The following is a 16,792-nucleotide window of genomic DNA, read 5'->3' as shown; positions in this document are numbered from 1 at the left end:
TTAAATCTCGACCTTTTATTTGAAGTACCTTGGGTGGGAATCGAACCCACACTCCCGAAAGAACTGGATTTTGAATCCAGCGCGTCTACCAATTCCGCCACCAAGGCTAAATTTGTACTCCCTTTTTGAAATGGGACTGCAAAGCTAAAAAATTATTTTGTTTACCACCAAAAATACCTTGATTAATCCTTTAGCAACCCGAATTAATTTTTAAATTTGCACCTCTTTTGAAAAAAAGAAGATTTAATAATCTAGTCGACAACAGATTACAATGGCGTACCAAGTTCCAGAACCAAAACTTTTTGCATGCACCCAGAGTACCGCCCTTGGTGAGAAAATTGCTTCCTCCTATGGTGCAAGCCTTGGAAAGGTACATTTTTCTAGATATAGTGATGGTGAATTCCAACCTTCTTTTGAAGAATCCATAAGAGGGGCCCGTATTTTTATCATAGGTTCCACCAATCCCGGTCCTGAAAATTTAATGGAGATGCTGCTGATGCTGGATGCCGCCAAAAGAGCTTCTGCAAGGCACATAACAGCGGTAATGCCCTATTTTGGGTGGGCCAGGCAAGATAGAAAGGATAAACCTCGAGTTCCCATTGCGGCCAAATTAGTGGCAAAAATGCTGGAAACCGCGGGAGCCACCAGAATCATTACCATGGATTTGCACGCGGATCAAATCCAGGGTTTCTTTGAAAAGCCAGTGGATCATCTTTTTGCCTCCACTCTGTTTTTACCATATCTAAAAAAGTTAAATCTAGATAACCTTTGCATAGCATCACCTGATATGGGTGGGTCTAAAAGAGCATATGCTTATTCCAAGGCATTGGAAAGTGACGTGGTCATTTGTTACAAGCAACGCGCTAAGGCGAATGTGATTTCGCATATGGAGTTGATTGGTGAGGTAAAAGGCAAAAATGTGGTATTGGTCGATGATATGGTTGATACTGCCGGCACTTTGACCAAAGCCGCCGATTTGATGATGGAACGCGGAGCAAAGAGTGTAAGAGCAATTACAACCCATGGCCTGTTATCTGGAAGTGCGCATGAACGCATTGAAAAATCAAAACTGACAGAGCTAATTGTAACGGATTCCATTCCGGTTGCCGAGGATCAAAAGAAGATAAAAGTATTAGGCTGTGCTGATCTTTTTGCCGATGTTATGCATAGGGTACACCATAATACTTCTATATCATCAAAATTTTTAATGTAAATCAATTTTATATATTACAATGAAGTCAATTACTATCAAAGGATCTCAAAGAGAAAGCGTGGGCAAGGTTTCTACCAAGGCCTTACGTAATGCTGGAAAGGTTCCTTGCGTGATGTACGGAGGGGATAAGCCATTGCACTTTTCAGCTGATGAACTAGCATTCAAAAATTTGGTGTACACCCCAAACGCACACACTGCTGTGATTGAGTTGGAAGACGGCCAAAAGTTTGAAGCGGTATTGCAAGACATCCAGTTTCACCCAGTGACGGATAAAATTTTGCATATTGATTTTTACCAGTTGTTCAAGGACAAGCCTGTAACCATGAATATTCCTGTCCGCTTGGAGGGTAACTCTCCAGGTGTTAGAAACGGTGGTCGTTTACTTTTCAGAAAAAGAAAACTTTCCGTTAAGGCACTTCCAGATTTGTTACCTGATTTTATCACCGTAGACATTTCAAAACTACGAATCGGTGGTACCATCGCTGTGGAAACACTTTTGAATGACGATTATACCATTCTTCACCCAAATAGCACAGCTGTAGTTCAGGTTAAAGCCTCTAGAACTTCGGTTGATGATGAGGAAGAAGAAGAAACTGAAGAAGGTGCAGAAGGAACCGCAGCAGCAGAAGGTGCGGATGCAGCTCCGGCAGCTGAAGCTACCGAGTAGTTTCTCTGAAACATATCATTTAAGCATCCCAACTTTATGATTACATGGAGTTTGGGATGCTTTTGTATTTTTGGACAAACGGAAATACTCCATGCTCCAACTCATCAAAACACTACTTTTTGGAAAATCGCAACCATTATTACAAGAAACAGATAGCATGAAAAAATTTCTTATTGTCGGACTTGGAAATATTGGAAGTGAGTACGAAGAAACTAGGCATAATATTGGGTTTAAAGTATTGGAATTTCTTTCAGGCGAAGAGGATTTTTCCTTTGAAAGTGCAAAATTAGGTTCAGTAGCTTCTTTTAAGCACAAAGGAAGAAGTATCCTTTGCCTTAAACCTTCTACCTATATGAACTTAAGCGGTAAAGCGGTAAAATACTGGATGGAAAAAGAGAAAATCCCTTTGGAAAATGTATTGATCATTACCGATGATATCAATTTGCCCTTTGGCACATTACGCTTAAAAACTAAAGGTAGTGATGGAGGCCATAATGGCTTAAAAGATGTGCAAAACACTTTGCAAACCACACAATACAACAGGTTTAGATTCGGTGTTGGAGCTGATTTCAACAAGGGAAGGCAGGTAGATTACGTCCTTGGTCAATGGAACGAGGATGAGATAAAAGCGCTTTCAGAAGGGCTACAAAAATCGACAGATTTAATCCGTTCCTTTATCTTTTCAGGCGTTAAAAATACCATGAACCAATTTAACGGCTCTTAACCTTAAAATACCCTAAATTCAAAAACCCCAGAATCAGAGCTGTTCCCTCGGGAATCGGTGGTAACAACTTTCCAATAATACACCGTTCCAGATGTAACCCCTACGTTTAATTCCATCACTCCAGAAGCAGTGGTTCCCACTGGTGTAGTTGGATTGGTTTCCGTGGAGAAGAAAACTTCATACGCTGTAATATCATTCTCTACATCTGCCCCTTGCCACATTAAGACCACCTCGTTTTCCAGACTTTTTTGAACCGTTGACCCAGAAACCGGACTTACCAATTGTGCCGAAAAAGGAGCATACGTTGTTTGGGAACCTGCATTATAGAACAACCATGTTTCGCTTGAGGCCACTTGATCCGATCTTGTGTTCCGAGAGGTAACTGACCACGAATATGGTGCTCCCTTGGCAATGGACAGGCTTGCAGAAGTCGCCGCTGTGGAAATAGTTTGAGGCACATTGGTATCAAGGTTGACCGCATTTAACGTGTAGCTATCAGTATTTGCAGAAGCCTGCCAACTAAAAGTAACTTGGCTAAGCGTTTCGCTTACACTAGTTCCTGTTGTGCATTCCGAGTTTTGGTCAGGAAAAACCAAATTGGCACCTACAGGCGCTGGAGGAGGGTCATCACTTCCACACGAACATACAAGTCCCAATATTCCTAAACATAAAAAAAACCGCTTCATTCCTTGATCAATTTAAACTCCTCTTTTAAACCTGTTCCGTGAATACGCATATAGTAAACCCCAGTTTGGAATCCTGAAAAATCCAATTCAAGATCATTCCCATTTACCTGCTTTTTAGTTTTCAACACCAATTGTCCATTCGATGAAAATACCTGCACATCCAAATTCCCAGCAAAGCCATTAAGAAAGACTTTTCTTTTATGGGCATCTACCGCATCTCTATATAGAATTGATTTAGAAGAAATGAAGAATGTATCTTCATACGTTCCTTGGCAAGGTAAATTGGTGGATACCTTAAGCGTGTTAAGTCCTTCTTTTAGCTCCAGTTGAATTTCAGAATCCAATGTCTGTGTTACCAATCCATTGAGTTCAATATTATAAAAAGCCCCCCCATTTAACGATAGATTTAACGAGCTCCCTTGAACCGTAGCAAACGTGGATAACGACTCTGGTTCAGAAATCACCAAATCAAAACATACTTCCTTGTATTCAATGGCATCAAGGGTTCCTGTTATGCAAAGGGTATAATTCCCAGCTCCTAAGTTCTGAAAGGTATGCGTGTCAGTGAATTCAACATTGTCTGTTGCCGGACCGGTTAAAACAGCGTTATAATTTATAGTATTGTCCACAGCCGTAATAATCACCGAGCCATCATTGTTGTTTCTACAGCTTTCACTCTGGATTTGGAGGGTAAAATTATCCGAAGGAAACCTATTTACAGGACAACCATTGGTGTCAACTTCAACACCTTTAGGTGTTCCCAAACAAAGATCATCACCATCATCAAAAACACCATCTTCATCATCATCTGGTCTAAAGGCCCCCTCAGCGCAGATTTCTAGTGAAAAGGCCACTAAAGAGCCTCCATCATTGGATGCAGTATCTCTAATCTCCAAAACCCATTCACCAAGTGTGGATTCACCATTTAGAGAAGATAATGACCCTAGTGGAGCAACCGTGCCTGAAATTGCTGGATTACCGGAACAAGTTATGGTGCTACCATCGTCATCAAATACAGCATTGATGTTGTTTTCATCCCCACAAGCTCTGGAAATCAATGCCACCCTTGTTCCAGAAGGTGAAATCAAATCAATAATCAAATCTTCTAAAAATGTATGGGTCAACTCTATACTCACATTTACATCAAAAACTTTTAAATCTTCAAAAATGTGGACCGATGACCTTTCGGTTGGAGTGCCAATAGATGGTATTTCTAGAGGTAATCCATTTGGGTTTAAGTTTTTGCAATCAGACTGATTGGTGGTGAAGCTGAATGGGGCTCCAAAAGTTCCGCTCCCACAATTATTGCTTGGCCTAACCCGCCAAAAATATTCGGTCTCCGGTAATAAACTAGCGCTCTGATAAAAATTAAAAGGACCTGAAGTTGACTCCACAATATTGGCAAAACCCACATCCGTAGCGATTTCCAAATCATAATTTGAGTACAAGTCATTATTCTCCCATTGAAAGAAAGGGTTTATTGCAGTGTTAGCTTCCGAGTCTATGGGAGATGACAACACAACATCTAAGAAGCTTCCATCATTTATAACAAGGGTCAAAGGAATATTTTTGGTTATCGATGCTGATGTCGCGGTAACAGTAATAGCGTATGAACCTGGGGTAGCAGCAGCAGTATTCGAAAGGGTCAAATCAACAGCCGTCTCATCGGCACTTGCCTGAGTAGGCGAAAAGGATTCCGTAACTCCAGCGGGCAATCCGGAAACAGAAAAGGTCGAAGTTTCACCAAAACCTGTAAACGTGTTATATGTAAACGGGATTACCAAATTGTTCGGTTGGCATACTTGATATGATAGCTCTTGGAAACTCAGCACCATTTGCGATTCTTGAATAGTAAAGTCCGCGGCATTTACAGCAAAAAAAACATTGTCGCTGGCCTTGACCATTATTCTGGCATTGCTTGTTGCGTCACCAGGCAACAGAATATCCTCACTTCCATCGTTCAAGGTATCATCTGCAAGTGTAATAGGAAAAGTAACTCCACCATCCAAAGACAAGAAAACATCTACCGTCTTTGCATCAATAGGCAGAATATTGGTTTGTGCCACATCCCAAGTCACCTGTTGAATGGATCCCGCCTCATACGTTTCATTTGAAGCTTGAGAAGTTACTGTAAAAGGTCCTGCCGATTTAATAATCTGTACATCCAACACATCTGAAACTACCTGTCCCCCTCCGGAAGCATTGTCTCTAACAGTTAGTGCGAATTGCATATTGCGCTCTACGTTGGAAACTGTTTCCCAAGCTTCATTGGTTTCAGGCGATGTCTGGGTAAGACTCCCTTCCAAAACCCTCGACAGTCTAGGAAAATATCTTGAAGTATCAGCGCTGGGAGGCAGTGATCTAAAATTGGCTCCACTGGGGTTGTCCGGACCAAAATTAGTTGTAGTCACCACTCCGTTATCAATCTGCTCCCAAGTATATGAAAGCACATCTGAAACATCACTATCGCTAGCCGAACCTTCCAGCACAAATGCCGTACCTCTTGGAATAATATAATCTCCCATGGGAGTAATAACGGGAGGCACATTAGTAAGTGCTGTGGTCTGAGCGCAAGAAACTGTTTGTAAATAGTTTGATATCTGCAAAATACTGTGATAATGGAAATAATCACTCCCATTTGGAGCAACATTATTACCAGGAACAATCCCCGCATACCCCATTATGGTTGTTCCGCTAGCTGGTTCCGCCTGTACACCAGTTCCTTCAGATTCGAAGGACCATGTATGATTGGCACCAAATTGATGCCCAAGTTCGTGAGAGACAAAATCTATATCAAAAACATCTCCTTCTGGCTCTGAGGCCGAAGAAAATGCACTACCCTTTCTATTATCCACGCATACGGAGCCAATAAATCCGGCGTTCCCGTTATTTTGGGATGAATCTTCAACCTTGTTAAAAAGGTGCCCAACATCATAGTTCTCCTCTCCTATTGTTGAAGTAAGCGTACTTTGTACTTGGGCATTTAAGTTGCCATTGTAGGGATCGGTCTCGGCATTTGTGAAAATTATCTCATCATTGTTTGCCACCAACTCCAAGGTGACTCCCAAGTCTGTTTCAAAAACCTGATTTACCCTTGTTAATGTGGCATTAATAGCGGCTAAAGCATCTGCCACGGCACCTCCATGAAAATCAGTATACTCTCCGGTCGTAGAGACCGCAATTCGGAATTTTCGTAATAACTGATCACCTACTAAAGGAACAATGGTCTTTTGCACACTTTGATTTAGTTTCTTTTCAAGGTTTTGTTTCAAGCTTTCAGTCTTACACTCAAAAGCATCTTTTCTGCCTTTTTGATATACCACATAAGCCCCTTTTTTATTGGACAAAGGTTCCATAAAAGTAGTTTCATGGTTTAACCGGTTCACAATCATACTTTGCAACCCCTTGTGCGAGCTACTGAGCTTAACCTTATATTCACCATCCAAACTTGTTCCTGAATATGATTTTATGCTCGGATATTTCCTTGCCAGTTCGGGATTCAACACGGGTGTTTCCTTTAAGGCAAATGGAACCATCTTCCCAGTCTCATTAGGAAGATAAGTGGTTTGTGCACCACTTTTGGATGTATTTGAGCGCTTCAGTTGTTCTGAAAAAAGGGCATCATTAAGAGAAAAGACTCCTTTTGCCTTGCCCATATCCCTTATTGACGCACTCTTGAATTTGGATTTTTTAGGAATGGGTTCCCAATACCCTTGTTGTGCATATGCACAAAAGCACGTAAAAAATATGGTTATTGAAGAAACAAGGTGTAATTTAGCTTTCATACACATTGGGGCATAAGTCAAATTCAAAAATAGCCTTTTTTATTTTCTTGATTACGTGACAACTATCCAAGGCATCTCACAGTTTTCCAAAAACCTATTCCAAACGGCCGTAACAATAGGCACATTTGATGGAGTTCACTTGGGTCACCGCAAGATATTGGAACGCCTCACAAATAATGCCAAAAAAAATGGCTTAAAGTCTACGGTATTAACCTTCTTTCCGCATCCTAGGATGGTTTTACAAAAAGACACCGATATAAAATTGCTGAATACGTTGGATGAAAAAATCCAGATTTTGGAATCCATTGGGCTAGATTATTTGATAATCCATCCCTTTACAAAAGATTTCTCGCGGCTTTCCGCAACGGAATTTGTGCGGGATATCTTGGTGAATAGTTTAAAGACCAAAAAAATCATCATCGGGTATGACCATAGATTTGGGCGAAACCGAAATGCTAATATTCAAGATCTTATCGCATTCGGAAATACACTCGATTTTGACGTAGAGGAAATACCCGCCCAAGAAATAGATGAAGTGTCGGTAAGCTCCACCAAAATACGGAATGCATTATTGGATGGCGATATTACCACTGCCAATAGCTACCTAAACTACCCTTACATGCTTACCGGAACCATAAAGAGAGGAAAAGGTCTGGGCAAACAGTTTGGTTTTCCAACGGCTAACCTGCACATACCAGAGGATTATAAACTCATTCCAAAAAACGGAGTCTATGTGGTAAAAAGTACAATTGACGGAACTGAATATTTTGGCATGATGAACATCGGATTCAATCCAACGGTATCCGGCAAAGAAAAAAGTATTGAGGTTAACTTTTTTGATTTTGAAGGTAATTTGTATGATAAAAAACTACAGGTAAGCTTGCTTCATCGCATTCGGGATGAACACAAGTTTGATTCTATAGAGGAACTTCAAGAGCAATTGAAACAGGACAGGGTACAATCATTATTGTTAATTTCAAAATAAGATGCTCAACTCATTTCTTTTTAAGAAAATTGACAATGCCCAACTCATTGTCTTTAGGGTGTTTTATGGATTGTTGGTTGCGGCGGAATGCTATGGAGCAATTGCTACGGGATGGGTTAGAAAGACACTTGTAGAGCCAAAGTTCACTTTCTCCTTTATTGGGTTTGAATGGCTACAGCCCTTACCAGATAATGGAATGTACATATACTTTGCCCTTATGGGCACCTTGGGTTTATTAATAACGATTGGATATAAGTATCGGTACAGCGCCTTTGCTTTCGCCATCATGTGGACAGCTGTTTATTTAATGCAAAAGACGTCTTATAACAATCATTATTACCTTTTAATGCTTCTGGCTTATATCATGGCGTTTTTTCCGGCCGGAAAGGATTATTCATGGGATGCAAAGCAAAATCCGAATCATCGCTCACATTCGATGCACAATTGGGTTCGATGGACAATTATTTTGCAACTATTTATTGTTTACACATATGCTTCCGTGGCAAAACTTTATGCAGATTGGCTGGATTTTAGCATTGTTGAATTATTGATGAAATCCAAAAAGGATTATTTTTTAATAGGTGATTTGCTTCAACAAAAATGGGTGCACAAAATTGTGGGTGTGTTCGGAATTGTGTTCGATTTGCTTATTGTGCCAGCGCTATTGTGGAAGCCCACACGAAAAATTGCATTTGGTTTTTCCATTTTTTTCCATCTGTTCAACAGCATTGTTTTTCAAATCGGGATTTTCCCGTATTTATCACTTGCGTTCACAGTCTTTTTCTTTCCACCCCAGACCATTCGGAACATTTTTTTGAAACCCAAAACTGTAACTATAGAGACTTCATCAGAGCTTGCAAAACATACAAAATGGATTGTTTCAGCGCTCAGCATTTATTTTACCATCCAGCTTCTTTTGCCCCTTAGACACCACACTTTTAAAGATGATGTACTTTGGACTGAGGAAGGACATCGATTGAGTTGGAGAATGATGCTTCGAAGCCGTTCTGGAAACATTCGGTTCAAGGTTGTCGATACTGCAACTAAAAAGGCTGAATATGTAAACCTAAATGATTATTTGACCAAGAAACAGAAGCGAAAAGTTGCCACGTATCCTGATTTCGCATGGCAATTCGCCCAGCGTCTTAAAAAAGAATATGCACAAAAAGGGCAGAATATTCAGGTTTTTGTCATCAATAAAGTCAAGGTAAACCAAGGAAAATACCATGAGTTTATTGATCCCAAAGTAGATTTAGCCAATGTACCTTGGAAGCATTTTTCCCATAACGAATGGATAAGGCCTTCTATTCAGGAGTAAAACAATTTAACGAACCCTGCTGCCTACTTTTATTCAGTTTCAAACTTTATCAGTGTGTTTTTCATTCCATTGATCACAATTTCCTGAACATATTCAGAGACAAATTCTTGCACTCCATTTATGGATGTAAGATCCATGCCCCAAAAATATTGTTGAGACAACACCTCGCAGGTCAGTTCCTTTATCTGTCTTGGATTACCCATTGCCACTTGAGACCATTTCTTTGTAAAAAAATCAAGTACTTTTTGGTCGTCTCTAAGTTTTATGGGTTCATTTTTCCTTTCTCCTCTGTAAAAGACAATCAATGAGGCCAACGAGAACAACAATCTTTTGGGAAGCGCTTTTTTACGTTTAACATATTCCAATATAGATGGCAGCACTCGTGCTTTGAATTTGGGCACTGAATTTAATGAGATGCTCATTAATTCATGCTCCAAGTAAGGATTTCGAAAACGGTCTAAAATATCTTGGGCAAACTGTTCCAATTCTTGCGGAGGGAAATCAAGGGTAGGACAGATTTCATCAAAAATCACTTCTTTTAAAAAGGCTCCGACAACCTCATCTTCAAGAGATTCTCTCACCTTATCAATTCCATATAAATAGCCTACTGACACTAAGCTGGTATGGGCTCCATTTAAGATTCGGACTTTTCGGGTTCGATAGGCTTCTATATCGTCTGTAAAAACCACATTGAGTCCACACGATTGTAGCGGTAGTTCTTCCTTGACACTTCCCGGCCCTTGGATAACCCATAAATGGAACTGTTCGCCTTCTACCACCAAATTGTCTTTATAACCCAACTCGGCCGTGATACTATCTATTTTATCCCCTGGATATCCAGAAACAATTCTATCTACCAACGTGTTGCAAAAAATATTGTTCGCATTGACCCAAGTCATAAATTCTTCTCCTAAACCCCAGTCTTCCGCATATTGTAAAACGATTTTTTTAAGGTTAATTCCGTTTTGATCGATCAATTCACAGGGAAGTATGATTAACCCTTTATCTGTAGCGCCCTCAAACACCTCAAACCTTTTATGCAATAGAGCAGTTAGTTTAGCAGGAAAACCCAATGCCGGCACGTCGCTTAATTTATCCTCAGAATTATAGGCTATTCCAGCCTCGGTCGTGTTTGAAACCACAAATCTAACATCTGGACTTTTTGCCAAGTCTAAATAGCCTTGATAGTTTTCATATGGATTAATCCCCCTTTGGATACAATCAATAATTTGATGCTCACTAATGGGTTCTCCATTCTTGATTCCATTTAAATACAGGGTATACAAACCGTCTTGATCATTCAAGATTTTCACCAAACCTTTTTCAATGGGCTGCACTACCACTACTCCAGCATCAAAATCAGCTTTTTTATTCATTTCATGCACCATCCAATCCACAAAGGCCCTTAAAAAATTACCTTCGCCAAATTGTACGATCTTTTCAGTATAAGTGCTTGCAGATACTGTTTTTCTATTTAGCGGATTCATTAGATGCACGATTTGTACTTAACACATTAAAGGGACACACCTCTTTTCCAAGGGATAAAATCATTATGGCCGTGCTGTACCGCTTTTGAAGCTATTTCACCGCTTGCCACCCGAATGATATAATCCAGAACTTTTTCCCCCATACTTTCAATGGTATCTTCTCCTCGAATCACCGTCCCTGCATTTATGTCGATTATATCGCCCATTTTTTCATAGAGTTCAGTATTGCTCGACATTTTTAATACCGGTGCAATTGGGTTTCCCGTGGGAGTCCCCAATCCTGTGGTAAATACTATAATATTACATCCTGACCCTGCCAGGCCAGTAGTGCTTTCAACATCATTACCTGGAGTGCAAAGCAGGTTCAGTCCAGGCTTGGTTATTTGCTCCGTGTAGTCCAACACCTCAGTTACAGGTGAAGTTCCGCCTTTTTTAGCAGCTCCTGCAGATTTCATGGCATCTGTAATAAGTCCGTCCTTAATGTTTCCAGGTGATGGATTATTTTCAAAGCCCGACCCAACAGCGACTGCAGCATCAGAATATGCGCGCATGATATCATAGAATTTTTTTGCATCATGTTTAGTTTCGCATCGGTCAATGAGGTTTTGTTCCACGCCATTAAGCTCTGGAAATTCTGATAATACGGGACTCCCTCCTAAAGCGACCAATAAATCGGAAGCATATCCCAAAGCAGGGTTTGCAGAGATTCCAGAAAAACCATCTGAACCACCGCATTCCAATCCCAAGACCAGTTTGCTTAATGGGGCGGGCTTACGCACAATTTTATTGGCTTCTGTTAAACCTACAAATGTATGTTTTACAGCATCTTCAATAAATTGTCTCTCGCTAGAACTTTGCTGCTGCTCCATATAATAGATGGGTTTGCCCAAATCTGGGTCAATTGCATCCAACGAATCTTTAAGCATTTGAATTTGCGCATTTTGACATCCCAAACTCAAAACCGTTGCCCCTGCTACATTTGGATTGGCTATATAGCCTGCCAAAAGGCTACACAGTGTTTTAGCATCTTCCCTTGTACCTCCACAACCACCGTCATGTCTCAAAAATTTGATGCCATCTACATTTGTAAATATCCGGTTCTTAGACATTTCTTCTTTAGTGGTTATGAGTGAAGTGCCATACAACTCTTCAGAAGAAGCTCCTGATTTGTATTTTTTGATCAACCCATCTATGTCAACCGCAAAATCCTTCTTTGTTTCGTACCCAAGTTTTTCCAACAGGGCTCCTTGCAACACTTCCAAGTTTCTATTTTCACAAAAAGTCAAGGGAACTACCAACCAGTAATTGGAGGTCCCAACTTTACCATTGGTTCTATGGTATCCTTGAAAGCTTCTTTCTTTAAACTTTGAAACGTCTGGTGCAGTCCACACATACTTCCCATTTGAGTGGTTATAGGATGCAGAGGCATGTTTCACATTATCCGTGGTAATTGCACATCCTGCACCAATAGGTTTTGTTACTTTTCCTATCAACACACCATACATGAATATTTCATCACCAACATTAAAGTCATACAATGCAAACTTGTGTTTTCCTTTGATATTTTCTTTTAACGTAATCGATATTTGATCAATCTTGGCAATCGTTCCTTTTTCAAGGTTGGTAATTGCGACAATAATATTGTCTTTAGGGTCTATTTGGACGTAACTTTTTAACATAGTCTTTATTTTCTGACTGCCGAAATAATTTCCAATGCCTTTTTGACGTCGTTTTTCAACTTGGCATAATCTTCATTGGCAATAACATCTTTTGAAATCAATTTGGATCCCATTCCCACACAATATACTCCCGCGCCGAACCAAACAGACAGATTTTCTTCGGTTGGTGACACGCCTCCCGTAGGCATAATGTTCGTCCAAGGACAGGGTCCTTTTATAGCCTTGACAAAATCAGGACCGTAAATACCTCCGGGGAATAATTTTACGACTTCACATCCATATTCCTCTGCTTGTGCCATCTCGGTCAATGATCCGCAACCTGGAGACCACAACACTTTTCTTCGGTTACAAACTTTGGCAATATCCTCTCTAAAAACGGGAGTGACGACAAAATTGGCTCCCAATTGCATATAAAGTGAGGCTGCCGCCGCATCTGTTATTGAACCCACACCCATTATCATTCCCGGGAGCTCTTCTTGTGCATATTTTGATAACTCTCCGAATATTTCAAATGCAAAATCGCCTCTTGCCGTAAATTCCATCAACCTAGCCCCACCATCGTAACATGCCTTGAGTACTTTCTTTGCAACATTAATGTCGGAATGATAAAATAATGGAACCATCCCTGTTTCCCTCATTACGTTTGCAACCTCCAATCTTGAATATTGTGCCATTTTATTTACTTTATCTAAAGACCCTTCCTGAGGCATCTCCTCCCATTAATTTTTCAACTTCTTCAACCGTTACAAGATTTGCATCGCCCTTTATAGTATGCTTTAAACATGAAGCGGCCACAGCAAAATCCAGTGCTTTTTGGTCATTTTCGGGGTAAGTCAATAATCCATAGATCAACCCTCCCATAAAAGAATCCCCTCCTCCTACTCGATCTACAATATGTGTGATTTGATATTGACGGGTATCGTACATTTCTTTGCCATCATATAGCACTCCAGCCCAAGTATTGTGTGAGGCTGAAATGGAGCCTCTTAAAGTAGTTATCACCTTTTTGGCATTGGGGAATTTTTCCATCATTTGTTTGCATACCGACAAAAAGGCTTCAGCTTTTACCTCATGTCCTTGTGTGGTAATGTCCAAATCTTTCGGTTTTATACCAAAATGCATTTCCGCATCTTCTTCGTTACCCAAAATAACATCGCAATACGAAGTAAGTTCGGTCATTATCTTTTCCCTATCGCCCCCATACTTCCACAATTTCTTGCGGTAGTTCAGATCGGTGGAAACGGTAATCCCCATTTCTTTTGCCACTTTTAGGGCTTCAAGACAAGCATCTGCAGCTCCTTGGGAGATGGCCGGAGTTATCCCTGTCCAGTGAAACCACTGAGCACTATTAAAGACATTTTTCCAATCGATCATTCCAGGTTCTATTTCCGCTATTGCGGAATGCGCCCTGTCATAAACTACTTTGCTTCCACGACTTACGGCTCCTGTTTCAAGAAAATAGATTCCCAATCGGTCTCCTCCGTAAACAATATTGTCTGTGTTAATGCCACGCTTGCGCATTTCCATTTTAGCACATTCGCCCAAATCGTTTTTGGGCAAGCGGGTCACAAAATCAACCGGAATACCATAATTGGCCAAGGAAACCGCTACGTTGGATTCACCACCACCATATACTACATCAAAACTGTTGGTCTGTGAGAACCGGAGATACCCCGGGGGTGATAACCTCAACATAATCTCTCCAAAAGTCACTACTTTTTTCATCTTACTTATTCGTTTTTAAAAATTAACCGTCGCTTTAATTACCCCATTGCTTGGGTTTAACCATGAATCAAAGTTCGGTATCATTTCAGTATAATCTACTGTATGTGTTATAAAGGAATCCAACGGAAACAAGTTTTTCTCCAAAATAGAGATGACATGCTCAAAATCTTCCAAAGTGGCATTTCTACTGCACATAATTGTTGTTTCTTTCGCATGTATGGCAGGATGCGTGAATACCAATTCTCCTTTTGAAAGCCCAACCAAAACATACCTGCCTCCGTGCGACATATAATCTGAGCCAGATTCCAAGGCCGCCTTATGGCCCGTTGCATCAAACACAACGGTGGCCATATCTCCGTCTGTAATCTGACTTACCTTTTCAACCGATTCTCTTCCGCCTAAAACGGCATAATCGATTCCTATCTTCTCTTTGGCATAATCCAATCTTTGTTGGTTGACATCTATGGCAATAACCTTTGCGCCAGCTATTTGAGCAAGTTTCATGATTCCAACACCTATTGGTCCGCAACCAATAACCACCACAGTTTCCCCTGTCTGTAATTCTGAACGTCTAATTGCGTGCGCCCCTATGGCCAAGGGTTCTACCACTACCATTTGATCGTCTGTCAGCTTTTGAGCGGGAATTAATACATCTATGGGAACAGAAATATGCTCTTGCATACCGCCATCTGTATGCACTCCCAACACTTTAATATTTGTACAACAATTGGTTTTACCATTTCTGCAGGCAACACAGTTTCCACAACTCAGATAAGGCATTACAACAACATTATCACCTATTTTTATGCCCTTGTCATTTTCTTCGATGTCAATAACGGTTGTTGCCAGTTCATGACCCAAAATTCTTGGATATGTAAAAAAAGCTTGATTACCTGCGTAGGCATGAAGATCTGTACCACAAATGCCTACCTTGTTAACTTTCAGTATAGCATTGCCCTTTGAATTTAAGGGTTTGTTTTTATCCTTTATACTAAACTCCCCAGGCTTTTCGCAGGTTATGTATTTCATACTGGTTTTGAGAAAACAATCGGTTGTTGCTCAAAAATATAATAAGAATTCAAAAATCACTATTACAAATTACAAGCTTACTGCTACTATTTTTGCATTTATCGTGTTTTAATCTTATTTTTTGGCGATATTGTAGGATATGTGAGACTTCAATTATTAAGTAGAGAGGACCCAAACAAAAGTTCTTTTTTGGTGACCCACCACAAAGAATCGCACTTCTTAAAGGTTTGGCACTATCATCCAGAGCTAGAACTTGTATTGTCAATGAGGAGTACGGGAACTCGGTTTGTGGGCGACAGTATAATGAAATTTAATCCCGGAGATGTAGTTCTTATCGGGAAAAACCTACCTCATATGTGGCTTAATGATGATGCCTATTTCAAGGAAAACTCAAATCTTATTGCCGAGGACATTGTAATACATTTCAAAAAAGAATTTTTGGGCGTTGATTTTATAGAGTCCAAAGAGATGAATCATATTTTTGGGTTAATCAACAAGGCAAGGTATGGCATAAAATTTATAGAACCACCATTAGATGTTTCAAAGACAATAAAGAAACTATGTAAAATGCCCGTTGGTTTTAAGCGCACCATAAAGTTTTTGAGACTTTTGAACAAGTTGTCCAAGCATTCAAATTATGTGTTACTTTCTTCAAAGGATTTTGTAACTAATTTTAAGAAAAATCAAAACGAAAAATTGGATAAGGCTTATGAGTTTATCATAAAAAATTTTCAAGAAAATATTGAACTCGAAGATGTGGCAAACCTGCTAAATATGAATCCTTCTGCTTTTAGCAGATTTTTTAAACGTGCCAGCTTGAAAACCTTCTCAAGATATCTGAACGAAGTACGCATTAGTTACGCATGCCGAATGCTTCTGGATGGAAAACAAAACATTGCTGACATTTGCTATAGATCTGGCTATAATACTATTTCTAATTTCAATAGACAGTTTAAAACTGTGGTAGACATGTCTCCTACAGAATATATCTCTCAATACAAGGACAGGGATATGAACCCTAACGACTTCAATAAAAATAATGGGTGATTTTTAGTTTAATCAGAAATTATGTTTCAACGCCCTACTCGTTCACTAAAAAGTTTTTGATATGACAAACAGTTCCTTTACTTTTTTCGTTTTTCCTATCCAATAATTCAATCCCATGCGTGTGTTTGTCTTTCTTTAAATTCTCAGCTAACACAAAATGTCTGGGCAAGTGCAGATAATTGCCATACTTGGTAAACAAATCTATTTCACGGTAAGGTTGTTTATCAATTCGATAGTGTATAATTCTGTATCCTTTCCAGAAATGTTGTTGATTCCCACAGCAATTCCTTTCATATTTAAACGTTGAACTTTAATTTTCAACGCTCCTATTTTTAGGGAACCTTATATCTGGGTTGGCACTGTCTTGAAGTTAAGAAAGATAACTGAACAAAAAGCAATGATATAATGAGGTGTACGAAACATAGTTTTTATGCTATTGAAATATCT

General features: G+C 39.8%; 13 protein-coding genes and 1 tRNA gene. 6 read left to right on the top strand and 8 right to left on the bottom strand.

The features are described 5' to 3' along the window. Positions 1–25: 25 nt before the first annotated feature. A tRNA-Leu gene (locus E4661_RS10160) sits at positions 26–107 on the bottom strand. A 164-nt stretch (positions 108–271) separates the two neighbouring features. Here E4661_RS10160 and E4661_RS10155 point away from each other — a divergent pair. From E4661_RS10155 to pth, 3 genes are all read left to right on the top strand, one after another. Continuing rightward, positions 272–1,213 (top strand): ribose-phosphate pyrophosphokinase, encoded by a 942-nt coding sequence (locus tag E4661_RS10155; protein ID WP_136466941.1) that lies wholly within the window; start codon positions 272–274, stop codon positions 1,211–1,213. 19 nt (positions 1,214–1,232) lie between these two features. Continuing rightward, a complete protein-coding gene (locus E4661_RS10150; RefSeq protein WP_136466939.1) occupies positions 1,233–1,880 on the top strand; it encodes a 50S ribosomal protein L25/general stress protein Ctc in 648 nt (215 codons plus the stop codon). Between the two features lie 91 nt (positions 1,881–1,971). Next, entirely contained in the window at positions 1,972–2,604 is a 633-nt protein-coding gene (gene pth, locus E4661_RS10145) for an aminoacyl-tRNA hydrolase (RefSeq protein ID WP_136466937.1), read from the top strand. Positions 2,605–2,606: 2 nt separating this feature from the next. On the opposite strand, the gene E4661_RS10140 is transcribed toward pth, so the two are convergent. Both E4661_RS10140 and E4661_RS10135 read right to left on the bottom strand, forming a co-directional pair. Continuing rightward, positions 2,607–3,290: a hypothetical protein gene (locus E4661_RS10140; RefSeq protein ID WP_136466935.1), complete on the bottom strand. Its 684-nt coding sequence runs from the start codon at positions 3,288–3,290 to the stop codon at positions 2,607–2,609. After that, a complete protein-coding gene (locus tag E4661_RS10135) occupies positions 3,287–7,075 on the bottom strand; it encodes a reprolysin-like metallopeptidase (protein ID WP_136466933.1) in 3,789 nt (1,262 codons plus the stop codon). Before E4661_RS10135 ends, E4661_RS10140 begins: the two co-directional genes overlap by 4 nt. Positions 7,076–7,130: 55 nt before the next feature. On the opposite strand from E4661_RS10135, the gene E4661_RS10130 reads away from it, so the two are divergent. Then, entirely contained in the window at positions 7,131–8,060 is a 930-nt protein-coding gene (locus E4661_RS10130) for a bifunctional riboflavin kinase/FAD synthetase (protein ID WP_136466931.1), read from the top strand. A 1-nt stretch (position 8,061) separates the two neighbouring features. Further along, the gene (locus tag E4661_RS10125; RefSeq protein WP_136466929.1) at positions 8,062–9,378 is read left to right on the top strand and encodes an HTTM domain-containing protein; all 1,317 of its coding nucleotides are present in this window, start codon (positions 8,062–8,064) and stop codon (positions 9,376–9,378) included. 29 nt (positions 9,379–9,407) lie between these two features. Here E4661_RS10125 and E4661_RS10120 read toward each other — a convergent pair whose 3' ends face one another. From E4661_RS10120 to E4661_RS10100, 5 genes are read right to left on the bottom strand one after another with little or no spacing between them, the layout of a single operon-like run. Continuing rightward, the gene (locus E4661_RS10120; protein WP_136466926.1) at positions 9,408–10,865 is read right to left on the bottom strand and encodes a tagaturonate reductase; all 1,458 of its coding nucleotides are present in this window, start codon (positions 10,863–10,865) and stop codon (positions 9,408–9,410) included. Positions 10,866–10,891: 26 nt separating this feature from the next. After that, positions 10,892–12,544: a UxaA family hydrolase gene (locus tag E4661_RS10115; protein WP_136466923.1), complete on the bottom strand. Its 1,653-nt coding sequence runs from the start codon at positions 12,542–12,544 to the stop codon at positions 10,892–10,894. Positions 12,545–12,549: 5 nt separating this feature from the next. Next, the gene (locus E4661_RS10110) at positions 12,550–13,218 is read right to left on the bottom strand and encodes a bifunctional 4-hydroxy-2-oxoglutarate aldolase/2-dehydro-3-deoxy-phosphogluconate aldolase (protein ID WP_136466921.1); all 669 of its coding nucleotides are present in this window, start codon (positions 13,216–13,218) and stop codon (positions 12,550–12,552) included. 10 nt (positions 13,219–13,228) lie between these two features. Then, positions 13,229–14,269 carry a sugar kinase gene (locus E4661_RS10105; protein WP_136466919.1) on the bottom strand — a complete coding sequence of 347 codons (1,041 nt, stop codon included), beginning with the start codon at positions 14,267–14,269 and terminating at the stop codon, positions 13,229–13,231. 15 nt (positions 14,270–14,284) lie between these two features. Beyond that, complete coding sequence (locus tag E4661_RS10100; protein ID WP_136466917.1) at positions 14,285–15,298, bottom strand: zinc-binding alcohol dehydrogenase family protein; 1,014 nt, start codon at positions 15,296–15,298, stop codon at positions 14,285–14,287. Between the two features lie 141 nt (positions 15,299–15,439). On the opposite strand from E4661_RS10100, the gene E4661_RS10095 reads away from it, so the two are divergent. Continuing rightward, entirely contained in the window at positions 15,440–16,345 is a 906-nt protein-coding gene (locus E4661_RS10095; RefSeq protein WP_240751450.1) for an AraC family transcriptional regulator, read from the top strand. Positions 16,346–16,792: the final 447 nt, after the last annotated feature.

This window comes from Flagellimonas onchidii (assembly GCF_004804315.1).
Taxonomy (GTDB): domain Bacteria; phylum Bacteroidota; class Bacteroidia; order Flavobacteriales; family Flavobacteriaceae; genus Flagellimonas; species Flagellimonas onchidii.
Note: the sequence above shows the minus strand (reverse complement) of the source record. Positions and strands in the feature narration are given on the sequence as shown.